General features: G+C 69.3%; 13 protein-coding genes and 2 pseudogenes. 9 read left to right on the forward strand and 6 right to left on the reverse strand.

Annotated elements, in window-relative coordinates:
* Nucleotides 1-21 precede the first annotated feature (21 nt).
* The 3 genes from ACIBST_RS05640 to ACIBST_RS05650 all read right to left on the reverse strand — a co-directional run bounded on the left by ACIBST_RS05640 (nt 22) and on the right by ACIBST_RS05650 (nt 3,140).
* Nucleotides 22-930 (reverse strand): carbohydrate ABC transporter permease, encoded by a 909-nt coding sequence (locus tag ACIBST_RS05640; protein ID WP_397169394.1) that lies wholly within the window; start codon nt 928-930, stop codon nt 22-24.
* Complete coding sequence (locus ACIBST_RS05645; protein ID WP_397169395.1) at nt 927-1,817, reverse strand: carbohydrate ABC transporter permease; 891 nt, start codon at nt 1,815-1,817, stop codon at nt 927-929. The genes ACIBST_RS05640 and ACIBST_RS05645 overlap by 4 nt, the downstream gene beginning before the upstream one ends.
* Nucleotides 1,818-1,880: 63 nt before the next feature.
* Nucleotides 1,881-3,140 carry an extracellular solute-binding protein gene (locus tag ACIBST_RS05650; RefSeq protein WP_397169397.1) on the reverse strand — a complete coding sequence of 420 codons (1,260 nt, stop codon included), beginning with the start codon at nt 3,138-3,140 and terminating at the stop codon, nt 1,881-1,883.
* A 153-nt stretch (nt 3,141-3,293) separates the two neighbouring features.
* Here ACIBST_RS05650 and ACIBST_RS05655 point away from each other — a divergent pair, with 153 nt between their 5' ends.
* Nucleotides 3,294-4,337 carry a LacI family DNA-binding transcriptional regulator gene (locus ACIBST_RS05655; RefSeq protein ID WP_397169399.1) on the forward strand — a complete coding sequence of 348 codons (1,044 nt, stop codon included), beginning with the start codon at nt 3,294-3,296 and terminating at the stop codon, nt 4,335-4,337.
* A 615-nt stretch (nt 4,338-4,952) separates the two neighbouring features.
* On the opposite strand, the gene ACIBST_RS05660 is transcribed toward ACIBST_RS05655, so the two are convergent.
* Nucleotides 4,953-5,636 (reverse strand): substrate-binding domain-containing protein, encoded by a 684-nt coding sequence (locus ACIBST_RS05660; protein ID WP_397169401.1) that lies wholly within the window; start codon nt 5,634-5,636, stop codon nt 4,953-4,955.
* A 168-nt stretch (nt 5,637-5,804) separates the two neighbouring features.
* Here ACIBST_RS05660 and ACIBST_RS05665 point away from each other — a divergent pair, with 168 nt between their 5' ends.
* The 6 genes and pseudogenes from ACIBST_RS05665 to ACIBST_RS05690 all read left to right on the forward strand — a co-directional run bounded on the left by ACIBST_RS05665 (nt 5,805) and on the right by ACIBST_RS05690 (nt 8,733).
* Complete coding sequence (locus ACIBST_RS05665) at nt 5,805-6,182, forward strand: tyrosine-type recombinase/integrase (protein ID WP_397169402.1); 378 nt, start codon at nt 5,805-5,807, stop codon at nt 6,180-6,182.
* Nucleotides 6,183-6,230: 48 nt separating this feature from the next.
* Nucleotides 6,231-6,374, forward strand: coding sequence for a hypothetical protein (locus ACIBST_RS05670; RefSeq protein ID WP_397169404.1), 144 nt, complete (start codon nt 6,231-6,233; stop codon nt 6,372-6,374).
* 12 nt (nt 6,375-6,386) lie between these two features.
* Nucleotides 6,387-7,340, forward strand: a pseudogene (locus ACIBST_RS05675) (hypothetical protein); the annotation flags it as partial.
* Nucleotides 7,341-7,345: 5 nt separating this feature from the next.
* Nucleotides 7,346-7,507: a chromate resistance protein ChrB domain-containing protein gene (locus ACIBST_RS05680; RefSeq protein WP_397169405.1), complete on the forward strand. Its 162-nt coding sequence runs from the start codon at nt 7,346-7,348 to the stop codon at nt 7,505-7,507.
* Nucleotides 7,508-7,627: 120 nt separating this feature from the next.
* Nucleotides 7,628-8,209: a site-specific integrase gene (locus ACIBST_RS05685; RefSeq protein WP_397169406.1), complete on the forward strand. Its 582-nt coding sequence runs from the start codon at nt 7,628-7,630 to the stop codon at nt 8,207-8,209.
* A 26-nt stretch (nt 8,210-8,235) separates the two neighbouring features.
* Nucleotides 8,236-8,733 (forward strand): HIT family protein, encoded by a 498-nt coding sequence (locus ACIBST_RS05690; protein WP_397169407.1) that lies wholly within the window; start codon nt 8,236-8,238, stop codon nt 8,731-8,733.
* Here ACIBST_RS05690 and ACIBST_RS05695 read toward each other — a convergent pair.
* The gene (locus ACIBST_RS05695; RefSeq protein ID WP_397169409.1) at nt 8,656-9,537 is read right to left on the reverse strand and encodes a GntR family transcriptional regulator; all 882 of its coding nucleotides are present in this window, start codon (nt 9,535-9,537) and stop codon (nt 8,656-8,658) included. The two genes, ACIBST_RS05690 and ACIBST_RS05695, sit on opposite strands and share 78 nt — an antisense overlap.
* Nucleotides 9,538-9,557: 20 nt before the next feature.
* Nucleotides 9,558-10,817 (reverse strand): carotenoid oxygenase family protein, encoded by a 1,260-nt coding sequence (locus ACIBST_RS05700; RefSeq protein ID WP_397169411.1) that lies wholly within the window; start codon nt 10,815-10,817, stop codon nt 9,558-9,560.
* Between the two features lie 179 nt (nt 10,818-10,996).
* Here ACIBST_RS05700 and ACIBST_RS05705 point away from each other — a divergent pair, with 179 nt between their 5' ends.
* Both ACIBST_RS05705 and ACIBST_RS05710 read left to right on the forward strand, forming a co-directional pair.
* Nucleotides 10,997-11,194 carry an epoxide hydrolase N-terminal domain-containing protein gene (locus ACIBST_RS05705; protein ID WP_397169437.1) on the forward strand — a complete coding sequence of 66 codons (198 nt, stop codon included), beginning with the start codon at nt 10,997-10,999 and terminating at the stop codon, nt 11,192-11,194.
* Nucleotides 11,195-11,398: 204 nt separating this feature from the next.
* Nucleotides 11,399-11,514: pseudogene (locus ACIBST_RS05710) on the forward strand (YbhB/YbcL family Raf kinase inhibitor-like protein); the annotation flags it as partial.

Raw genomic sequence — 11,514 nt, forward strand, 5'->3', positions numbered from 1 at the left:
GGTTTCTCCTAAAGACGGGTCTCAGCCCTTGAGGCCGGACATCGCGATGCCGCGGGTGAAGTGCTTCTGGAACAGCAGGAAGAACACGACGGTCGGCAGCGAGGCCAGCAGCGAGGCCGTCATGATCACGCCCATGTGCTGGGCGCCGGTGAAGGCGGAGTTCAGCCTGGCCAGGGCCACGGGCAGGGTGGCCATCTGATCGCTCTCGACGATGATCAACGGCCAGAGGAAGTTGTTCCACTCGTTGAGCATCACGAAGATCGACATGGCGGCGAGCGCCGGCCGCAGCAGCGGCATGACCACCTGCCACCAGATGCGCCACTCCCCCGCGCCGTCGATCCTGGCGGCCTCGATGAGGTCGTTCGGGATCGACTGGAGGTACTGCACGAGGAAGAAGACGACGAACGCCTTGGGGATGGCCGGGACGATGTAGCCGAGGTAGCTGTCGATCCAGCCGAGGTTGCGCACGACCAGGTAATTGGGGACGAGCGTGGCCTGCCAGGGGATCATCATCGAGCCGAGGATCATCAGGAAGATCACCCGGCGGCCGGGGACGCGATGCTTGGTGATCACGTAGGCGGCCAGCGAGGCGGCCAGCAGCGCCAGCACGGTGATCACGGTGGCGATGAGCACGCTGTTGAGCGCGAAGCGCCAGAAGCCGAGGTCCACCTCGGTGAAACGCTGGAACAACCCGGCCACGTGGCCGGGGTTGTCGGCTGCCGGGTTCCAGTCCGGGTCGCTGAAGCCGACGGTCGTCGGGTTCTGCGGCACGAACGAGGGCGGGTTGCGGGTGATCTCGAAGACCGGCTTGAACGCGGTGATCACCATCCAGTAGAACGGCACGATCATCGTGAACGCCAGCAGGTAGAGCGGCGCCTTGGCCCAGCGGATGCGCGTGCGAGGCTTGGCCGCCCGGTGCAGGGCCGTCATCCCAGCTCCTTCGTGGTCCGGCCGAGGCGCAGCTGCACCAGGCTGATGGTGAAGATGATCAGGAAGAGCGTCCAGGCGATCGCCGAGGCGTAGCCGAGCTGGAACTTGGTGAAGCCCATGTCGTAGAGGTAGGGGACGATCATGAGGCCGGAGTCCATGACGCCGCCGACGTTGCTGACCGAACGGAACACGATGTAGACCGCCTCGAACACCTGGAAGGCCGCGATCATCGTGGTGATCACGACGTAGGTGGTGACCGGGCGCAGCAGCGGCAGGGTGATGCGGGTGAACTGCTGCCAGGTCGTGGCGCCGTCGATCCGCGCGGCCTCGTAGTACTCCTCCGGGATGGTGTTGATCCCGGCGACGAAGATGACCATCGCGTAGCCCATGCCGGACCAGGCGGCCATCAACACCATGATCGGGATCGTCAGCGACGGCGTGGCCAGCCAGGCCACCGGTTCGCCGCCGAACCAGCCGGACACCGTGTTGGCCAGGCCGTAGTCCTCCGCGGCGAAGATCCAGCGCCACATCAGGAACAGCGCGATCGTCGAGGTCACGGAAGGCAGGAAGAAGACGGTGCGCATGATCCGGTCGCCCCAGCCCTGGCCGCGGAAGGCCAGCGCGAGCAGGAGCGCGAACACCGTGGTGAGCGCCACCGCCGCCAGGACGTAGACCAGCGTGTTGGACAGTGCCCGCAGGAAGCGCTCGTCCTCCAGCAGGCGCGCGAAGTTGGCCAGGCCGACGAACTCCGGCGGCTTGACGCCGTTGAACTTGGTGAGGCTCAGGTACAGCGAATTGATCAGCGGCCAGATCAGGAAGCCCGCGAAGAGCGCCAGGAACGGCAGGAGCATCACGACGGAGGTGAGAGTGCCCCTCTTGGTGGCCATCGGATCGCCTTTCGATGGTGGGTACGGGCCGGTCGGGCCAGGTGACGACCGGCCGGGGGCGGATCAGCCGGCGTTCTGCTCCATGATCTTCGCGGCGGCGTCCAGGGCGGCCTTGGGCTCGGCCTTGCCGTAGATGACCTCCTGCAGCTTCTTGGTCACCTCGGCCTGGCTGGTCTCCCAGCCCGGGCAGTTCGGCGGGCCGTACCCGGAGGCGAAGGCGGCCTTGATGGCCTCCACCTGATCCGGCGTCACGGGGAGGTTGGCGATGTTGTCGGTGAGCGGCGAGATCCACAGCACCCCCCTGGTGGCGGCGGTGTCGGTGATCACCTTGACCGCCTCGGGGGTGTAGAGGGACTTCAGGAAGTCGGCGGCCTGGGCGGCGTGCTTGCTGTAGGACATGACGCCGGCGATACGGCCGCCGATGAAGGCGCCGGCGCCGGCCGGGCCGACGGGCAGCGGGGCGGTGGCCCACTTGTCCTTGATCTTCGGTTGGGCGGTGTCGATGGCCTTGATCTGCCAGCTTCCGCCGGACACCATGGCCACGCCGTTGGCCAGTGCCGCCGGGGTCTCCGCGGTCTGGGTGGGCGCCTTGTGCTTCTTGTAGAGATCGGCCCAGTAGGTCAGCGCGGTGACGCCGGCGTCGTTGTTGAGCGCTGGCTTGCAGTCCGGTGTGTAGAGAGTGCCGCCGGCCTGACGCAGGAAGTTGAAGTACTGCAGCCAGTCGATGTTTCCCCAGTCCATCGAGTAGGGCACCTTGACGCCGTCGGCCTTGAGCTTGTCCAGGGCCGCGGTGAGTTCCTCCCACGTCTTCGGCGGCTTGAGGCCGGACTTCTCCAGCAGATCCGTGCGGTAGTAGGTGAGGTACACCGTCATGTCGAGCGGCGTGCCGTACACGGCGCCGTCGCGCGAGGTGATCGACTCCCAGACGCCCTGCTGGGTCTTGGCCTTGATCGCCTCGGGCAGCCCGTGGTCGCGCAGGTCGATCATGCCGCCGAGGGCTCCGAACTCGATGCCCCACGACAGGCCGCCGGAGACGATGTCAGGGCCGGTCTTGCTGGTTGCCGCGGCCAGGACCTTGGCGTGGCCGTCGTCCCAGCTCAGCGCCGAGACCTTGATCTTCACGTCGGGGTGGGCCCGGGTGTAGAGATCCGCGGCCTTCTGGACGGCCAGGGCCTCGTCCTCCGACCCGGTCATCCAGAACGTCAGGTTGGCCGGACCCTCCGCCGGGGCCTGCTCCTGCTTGGGTGCCGTGCCGGTCGCACAGGCACCGGCCAGCAGGCCGAGTGCGACGACAGTCACCGTGGCCGTGCGGCGCCTCTTCACGGTGTCCTCCTGAGAGTGTGGGGGGGTGTTCACTTAACCGTGTAAGTTGCGCCTAATGTAGGAGTGGCATGGCAACGTTGTCAACGATGGGTTTCCCAGGGATTTCGGCGTGCTAGATTCCATTTGGTTTACTTAACTAATTAAGGAGGCTCGGTGAAGCGTCCAACCATCGCGGACATCGCGCAGCGTGCCGGAGTGTCGAAGGTGGCGGTCTCCTACGCCCTGAACGGCCAGCCGGGGGTGTCGGAGGCCACCCGTGCTCGCATCCTGGCCATCGCCACCGAGATCGGCTGGCGGCCCAACAGCGCGGCCCGCGCCCTGAACGGGGCCAAGGCCCGCACGATCGGCCTGGCCCTTCGCCGGCCCGCGCGCACCCTCGGCATGGAGCCCTTCTTCATGGAGCTCATCAGCGGCATCGAGGATGCGTTGTCGATGCACTCCTACGCCCTGATGTTGCAGGTTGCCAGGGACCATGCCGAGGAGATCGAGTTGTACCGCCGCTGGTGGGGCGAGGGCCGCATCGACGGAGCGATCCTGGTGGACCTGCATGCTGACGACCCGCGCATCCCCGTGGTCCAATCGCTGCACATGCCCGCGGTCACCATCGGCCACCCGTCCGTGTCGGGCTCCCTCCCCGCGGTGTGGTCCGACGACAGCGCCGCCATCCGGGAAACCGTGCAGTACCTGGCCGCCCTTGGACATCGCCACGTCGCCCGGGTCGCCGGCCTGCCCAAGCTGGCCCACACCGCGATACGTGACCGCGCCTTCGCCGCCGTCTGCCAGGCGGCCGGGGTCAAGGAGTGGACGATCGAGCACACCGACTACTCCGGGGAGCATGGTGCACGCGCCACCCGCCGGCTCATCACCTCACCGCGCCGGCCCACGGCCATCGTCTTCGACAACGACATCATGGCCGTGGCCGGCCTGTCCGTCGCGCAGGAGCTCGACATGAACGTTCCGGGCGAGCTGTCCATCGTGGCCTGGGACGACTCGCCGCTCTCCCAGGTGGTCCGGCCGGCGCTCACCGCACTGAGCCGGGACATTCCGGCCTATGGCATGAACGCCGCACGCACCCTCATGGCAGTGATCGCTGGAGAGCGAACCGAGCATTTCGAGGATGTGGCGCCCCATCTGACTCCGCGGGCCAGCACCGGACCGGCATCTACCCGGCACAACCTTTCCGAAAGCGATTCGTGAGCCTGTGATCCTGCGCTCGTCAGCGGAACAGCGGAGATCCACACGCGTACGCGGGAGCAGCGTTCTGCGCCAAGGCGGCCCGCCGTCCTGAGCAAGGCGGCAGCCAGGCGGCTTTGCTGTAGGCAAGGCACTCGGCATCGCCCTCGCCGGCGTCGTCAACCTTCTCGACCCGCAGAAGGTGATCCTCAGCGGCGGGCTCTCCCCGCTGCTGCCCGCCCTGGAACGAGAGCCGGACCACCGGGTCATGGGTCCGGGCCGCTCGGGCAAGGGCGCGATGATCGTCTCTGGCCTGGGCCCGGATGGGCCGTGCGCTCTACGGGGAGGCGGTTGTCCACGGCGAGCGTGGCGTCAAGGGCGGCGAAGTGCTTGGCGATCACCTGCCGGGAGCTGGTCAACGCAGTCGACGGTCGGGCAGGTGGGCGGTCGTCCCCGTCATGGCTCCGGCTCGACTTGGAGCCGGGAACGCGGCCGCCTCCGTGAACGGATGCCGATGACCCGGATGTCGCCGGGGCCGACTCCGCGGCCAGAACCCGGGAGAACGCCTCCTCCGTCGATTGGAGGGGCTGCCCGCACCGGATTTCTACGGGGTGGGCTCTCCTGCGTCCGCGGCATGGCTCACGTCGGCGGCCTAGGTGAGCTCGATCCGATGGGTGAGCACGCGGGCGGAGCGGTACTTGCCCGCAAGGAGACGGGCCTGGTGAGCAGGACGTGGCGGGCCGGCGTCCCGGGGTGGACCATCCGTTCGGCGAGCAGGCCGACGGCGCGTTCGGCCATGTCGGAGACGGGCACGTCGGCCGCGGTGAGGGGCGGGTGGAACGCCTCCGCCCAATGGCGCCCCACGATGCCGATGACGGAGAACTGCCGGGGCACCGCGCGCCCCGAGCGCCACAGCGCGCGCTCCAGGCCGGGCAGGGCGGCCTCGTTGATCGTGACGATGCCGGTGACCTGCGGGTGAGCGGCGAGAAGGTCGTACGTGCGGGTCTCCGCGGCTGTGGCGTCGTCCGGGGAGCAGAACGCCGTCGCGGTGAGGGAGCGTGCGGCGGCGGCGGCGTTGAAGCCGTCCAGGGCGCGGCGGGCGGGGCCGTAGCCGGAGTCCAGGTACTCCTGGGGCCGGTTGAGCAGGGCGATCGTCCGATGCCCGAGATCGGCCAGGTGGTGCACGCAGCTCGCCACGAGCCCTTCGTAGTCCAGGTCGACCCAGGTGCCGGTCGCGGTGCCGGTTCCAGCGCCAGCGGTGTGGCCGATCGCCACGAAGGACAGCGGCAACATGCGCAACGGCAGCCGGTCCAAGACCGTCATCACCGATGTCGGGCGGACGCCCGTGCCGCGGACTCATACAGCAGCCGCCACGGTCGACCTCGACCGGGCGGCGCTTGAGCCGACGCAACGGGTCCTCGGTTACGGTGGTCTGGCGTGCGGGGACTGTACAAAGAACGGTGTGACTCCTGATCATGGAGGACGCACCTGATGAGTACTGTGATCCAGGCATCGACGGAGATCGACCTGGAGGACGCCACGGTGGCGCGCAAGAAGCCGGAGGAATCGACGGATCGGGAGCTGGTGGCCCGGCTGGTGGACCAGGCCCGCGCCGAGGGCATGGAGCTGGTCGGTGAGAACGGGCGGCGGGCAGCTGAGCTGTTCGAGGAGGCCACCGGCGGCTGGACGCTTCATCAACTACGGCATTCGGCGCTGACCCACGCGGCCGAGGATGGGGCCGACACTTCCACCTTGCTCGCCTTCTCCGGGCACACCTCGGTCGCTTCGCTGGCCCGCTATGCCCGGGTCTCGAGTGAAGCTCTCGGGCGCTGGCAGGCTGGACGCGATCCTGCCGCCCGCAAGCGGTGAGGGCGAACCCGCGTGAGTGCCGCGCGGTTGATCTTCGCAGCGCAGGCCTTGCGCGGTCTGGCGTACGGACTGGCCGCCGTCCAGCTCGCCACGCTGCTGCGGGCCGAGGGGCTGCAGGCCGCCGGAGTCGGTCTCGTGCTGGCGGCCGTGATGGCCGGAGGCGCGCTGGCCAGCATCGCCCTGGCCCGCTGAGGCGACCGGTTCGGCCGTCGCCGCTCCTACGCCGTGTTGTACCTGGCCCTGGCCCTGTGCGGGTTGCTGATCGCGGTCGGAGCTCCGGTGTGGCTGCTGAGCCTGGCCGCCCTGTCCGGCGCGCTGTCGGTCGAGGTGGTCGAGTCCGGGCCGTTCACCACCGTGGAGCAGGTCATGCTGGATGGCAGCGGCGTGGCCGTGCGCGGCTTCGGCCTCTACAACGCCGTCGCCGCCACCGCCGGGGCCGCCGGCGCGTTGCTGGGCGCGCTCCCGCCCTCGCGGTCGCTGCTCGGCGCTGTGTTGCTGGCCGTGGGCGTGGCTGGTGCGTTGCTGGCCCTGCGACTTCCCGCCTTGCTCGAGGCGGCCTCGGTTCAGGTCTCCGGACCGGTCCGGCCCCGCCCGGTCGTGGTCCGGCTGGCGGCGCTGTTCGCCGTGGACAGCCTGGCCGGGGGTTTCGTCGTGCAGGCCTACCTGGCCTACTGGCTGGGCGTCCACTACCAAGCTGACACGGCGAGCATCGGGCTGCTGTCCGCGGGCTGCGCCGTCCTGCAGACCGCCTCCTTCCTGCTCGCGCCGGTCATCGCGGCCAGAATCGGGCTGCTGAACACGATGGTCTTCACTCACCTGCCGAGTAACCTGCTGCTCATCGGCGTCGCCTTCGCCCCAGGGTTCCCAGTGGCGGCGGGGATGCTGCTGGCCCGCGCCTGCCTGTCCTCGATGGACGTGCCCACCCGCCAGGCCTACGTCATGGCCATGGTCCCGGCCACCGAGCGCACCACCACAGCCGCCGTCACCAACACCGCCCGCTACCTGACCCGGCCCGCCGGTCCCGCGCTGGCCGGGCTGCTGCAGCCCCTCGGTCTGGCCTGGCCGTTCCTCATCGCCGGGACCGCCAAGACCCTCTATGACCTGACCCTGTGGCGGATCTTCCGCCGCGTCGAACTCCCCACTGGAGGCCCATCGTGATCTAGGTGACCAGGACGTGGCCCCAGACCGACCGGATCGCCTGGCCCTGGCTGATCCGCCGCTTCATCGACCCTGACGTCTCAGCCGCCGATGTCGTCGTCGTGGACATCGCCTGGATCGCCCAGCGGTCGCAATCCTCCCGGCAGCTCGGGCAGGGCGAGGAGTAGCGGCCCAGCACGTTCTTATCTGGACAATCCCTTGGATGACCTTGGAGTTTCTCCTCTTTGACGCGTCTTCGTCGCATACGTTGACCCACATCCCTGCTGCCGCAAGGCGAGGAGGCCGAGATGCGGGTCATCAAGGAGCGGGACGGCGGCATCGTCCGCCGGGTGCGACTGATCGACGATGAGGGAGAGCCGGTGGGGCCGGTCTGCCGGTTCCTGGATCACCTGCGGGACAGGGAGTTCTCGCCGAACACCCTGAGCGCGTACGAATACGACTTGAAGTACCTGTTCACCTTCCTCGATCGGGAGGGCTTGGACTGGCAGGACTTCCGGGCGCCGCACATGCTGGCTTTGCTGGCGTTCCTGCGGCGGGTGCCAAGCCATCGTCCGGCGCAGCGGCTCGGTCTGGCGGTGGTCGCGGAGGGAAAGGACGGGCCGGGCAGGCTGCTGTCGCCGGCCACGGTGGACCGGATCCTGGCCGCGGTCTCCAGCTTCTATGACTGGGCGATGCGGACGAGCTCACGAAGGGGCACGCGACCGTGGGCGAGGTCGAGGCATGGGCGAGGTCGCGGACAAGGTCACGGGCGAGGCGGATTCCTCCCTCGTCTCGCGAAGCGCGGCCGCGACCGGCCGCCACGAGGTAGGTGGCCACCACGCAAGATCGTCGGAAGTGCCCGACCAAGATCTTTCCCCGGTACGCTCTGACTCGACCAGCCGGAGAAAGGACGACCATGGCCGGAACGTGCACCTTCTGCGGGATCATCGCAGGCGAGGTCCCCGCGGAGATCGTCTACTCCGACGAGCACGCGGTCGCCTTCCTCGACCTCTCGCAGGCGACCCGCGGCCACACCCTGGTCGTCCCGCGCGAGCACTGCCGCGACCTGACCGACATCGGCCCCGAGCGCGCGGGCCTGCTGATGCAGGGGGCCGTGCGTACGGCCGCCCTGCTGCGGCGCGCGCTGGAACCCGGCGGCATGAACATCTGGCACGCCACTGGCCCCACCGCCTGGCAGACCGTGTTCCACTTCCACCTGCACCTGCTTCCCCGCTACAGCACCGAGGACCTCAGGCAGGCGTGGACGCACCGGGAGGTGCCGCTGTCGTCGCTGTCGTCGCTGGCCGACGGGATCAGGGCCGCCGCGACGATCCGGTCAGCGGCGGAGCTTCCGGGGGACGATGACCGTGGCCAGGCCGTCGAGCAGGCGTTCCAGGCCGAACGCGAACAGTGATTGCAGGTCGAGCTCCGCGCCCGGGTCCGTGACCCGGGCGATCAGCGGCCCGTCGACCGACAGCTTGGCCTTGCCCCACTGCTTGCTGGTCATCCCCGTGTCCAGCTCGGCTGCGGCCTCGCTCTCGATGTTGATCGCCGTCCCGCGCACGTAGTTGACCACCGTGGCGTAGATGTGGATGCGGGTGCCCGGGTCGAGGCCGAGGCCGTCGAGGGCGCGCAGGGTCCACAGGCCGTACGCGAGCTGCCCCGGCAGCGTCCCCGGCCGGGTGATGGACACCAGCCGCGGCAGCCAGGGATGACGCTGGTAGGCCGCCCACTGCAACTGCGCGGCCACCCGCAGGTGGGAACGCCATCCCGGCGGCGGCTCCGGATAGCCGATCTCGGCGAACGCGGCGTCGGCGATCAGCTGCGTGAGCTCGGCCTTGCCCTCCAGGTGCCGGTAGAGGGCCATGGTCGCGACCCCGAGCTCGGCCGCCACCGCCCGCATGGACAGCGCGGCCAGGCCGCCCGCGTCGGCGATCTCCATGGCCGCGCGGACGACGCGGTCGCGTTCGAGCCCTCCGGCCGAACGCGCGGGCAGCCTCCGGGACGCGACCACCGCGCCGACCCGGGACGTGGACTCGATGGCGCCCGCCTGCTTGAGCGCGGCGAGCGCCTTGCTGGCCGTCGCCATCGCGACCCCCCATTCGCGCATGATCGCCCGGGTGGTAGGGACGGGATCGCCGGGCCGCAGCTCCCCGTCGGCGATACGCCGTTCGAGGTCGGCGACGATCCGGAGGTACGGCGGTTGCGGATCGTTCACGTCGGCCATGCTGCCACGCCTCAGCGGTCGGGCAGCCAGTTGCCGTGCAGGCCGAGCGGCACCCTGACGGGGAGGTGGACGCGGGCGACGGGCTCGCCGGTGAAGTCCTGGGCCGGGAGGATCACCAGGTCGCTCGCGTTCCTGCGCGGGTTGTGCACGTACGTGAGCAGGTAACCCTCGTCCTCGCCCTGGCCGGTGGGGGCGAAGACCGCCTCGCCGACCGCCTCGTCGTCGCCGAAGCCGTGCACCTCGGTCGTTCCCCGTTCCAGGTCGTGCTTGACCAGGGCGTTGGTGAACGCGTCGTCCGGCGGCGGGCCCTCGGGGGCGAACGGGACGCCGTACAGGGCGGCCGCGGCCGAGTAGCCGTACCGGTACGGGCGGGTGGCACGGGTCTCGTTCAGGCGGGGGAAGTCCTGCGGGCGGTCGTCCATGCGCTGCTGGTGGACCTTGTCAGGGGTGATCGTCCAGCGGTCCAGCACGGGCCGGATCGCCCCGGGGTCGGCGGGGTCGAACGGGCCCTCGGCGGTGACCAGGTCGACCACGACCGAGTCGCCGTCGTCGTAGGCGTTGAGCGTGTGGCTGACGTGGACCGGCTCGACGTCCAGCCACCGCACGTCGCCGCCGGTACGCGGCATCACGCCCACCCGCGTCGGGTGCCCCGGCAGCCACCGGCAGTCGAACCCGTCGAAGCCCAGCGGCGTGTCCCACAACACCACGTGGTTCTCGGTGAGCGCGAAGTCGTGCAGGAACGGCGTCCGCGTCAGGGGGATGCCGGTGGCCCGGACGACGTTCCCCTCGACGCCGGTCACGATGTGCTGGACGAAGGTCTGGCCCACCATGTACGCCAGCGAGTGCAGCTCGCCGGTGAGCGGGTCGTGCTTGGAGTGCGCGCCCGCCGTGAACCCCTCGGCGGTCCCTCCCAGGGCGCACACGCCGACGGTGTTCAGCTCCTCGTCCAGCTCGGCGGGCGGCAGGCCGGCCTCGGCCAGGGCGAAGGTGCGTCGCGCGTGCTCGATCACGTGAACCATGGGGGCGAAACCCGGCGTACGCACGAAGCGGTTGCGGTACCACTCGGCCCGGCCGTCGCGCAGGCGGATCCCGTGCACCATGCCCTGGCCCATGCCCCAGACGTGCACGACGGGGTCTTCGACGCCCAGCGGGTTGGGGCCGTTGCGCAGGTAGCGGCCGTTGAGCTCGGCCGGGATCCGCCCGGTGACCGGCAGGTCGAAGGCGGTGACTTCCTCGGTAACGGGCGCGAAGGGCCCTTCCAGGTACTTCATGTGGACACCGTACGCAAGAGCTCGCCAGCCCCTGGTGCAGCAGGGGGAAATGCCGTGATGTGCACTAGTGCAGGACCCGGTGTGCAATCTGTATGCTGATCGATGCACGGGGAACTACTGCCGAGAACGCCCGCTGACCAGGATGAACGGCATGAGTTCCGACATCCTGCCGATTCCGCATTGAGATCCCCCAGGCCGACCTGGACGACCTCCAGACCCGCCTCGACCTGACCCGCTTCGCCGAGGAACTGCCCGACGAGTACGGCGTGAGCGTCAAGCGCGTCCGCCGGCTGGCCGAGTACGGGCGTTATCTGGGTGCGTTCGAAGAGGCCCGGCGCTCGGGTCGGTGCCATGAAGTGCAAAGTAGCTCTCTGTAACCGCTTGTGAGTGTCGACAGACCCTCGTCTGTCGACACTCGCGCCGAAAGCCGCGAGGTCGCAGGTGGTGAGTGTCGAAAACTCGTGTCGAGAATCAACGTCGGTGAACGGTTCGGTACGTGGATTCCGACAGGCACCGGTACGACGCCCTGACCTCGGGATACGCCTCTACTTTGCGGCCTATGACACCGACCCGAGCGGAGGGCCTGGAACGGCGCCCCCGAGGGGACGAAGAGCTACGCCGTCACGGTGTACGACCCGGACGCGCCGACCGGCTCCGGGTTCTGGCACTGGGCCGTGGCCGACATCCCCGCCACCGT

The sequence above is a fragment of the Nonomuraea sp. NPDC049684 genome (assembly GCF_044465345.1).
Taxonomy (GTDB): domain Bacteria; phylum Actinomycetota; class Actinomycetes; order Streptosporangiales; family Streptosporangiaceae; genus Nonomuraea.

Bases quoted from the DNA above. Each gene is read 5' to 3' on its own strand.
- ACIBST_RS05640 (WP_397169394.1), bottom strand. From the start codon at position 930: ATGACGGCCCTGCACCGGGCGGCCAAGCCTCGCACGCGCATCCGCTGG.
- ACIBST_RS05645 (WP_397169395.1), bottom strand. From the start codon at position 1,817: ATGGCCACCAAGAGGGGCACTCTCACCTCCGTCGTGATGCTCCTGCCG.
- ACIBST_RS05660 (WP_397169401.1), bottom strand. From the start codon at position 5,636: ATGACGGTCTTGGACCGGCTGCCGTTGCGCATGTTGCCGCTGTCCTTC.
- ACIBST_RS05665 (WP_397169402.1), top strand. From the start codon at position 5,805: ATGAGTACTGTGATCCAGGCATCGACGGAGATCGACCTGGAGGACGCC.
- ACIBST_RS05685 (WP_397169406.1), top strand. From the start codon at position 7,628: ATGCGGGTCATCAAGGAGCGGGACGGCGGCATCGTCCGCCGGGTGCGA.
- ACIBST_RS05690 (WP_397169407.1), top strand. From the start codon at position 8,236: ATGGCCGGAACGTGCACCTTCTGCGGGATCATCGCAGGCGAGGTCCCC.
- ACIBST_RS05700 (WP_397169411.1), bottom strand. From the start codon at position 10,817: ATGAAGTACCTGGAAGGGCCCTTCGCGCCCGTTACCGAGGAAGTCACC.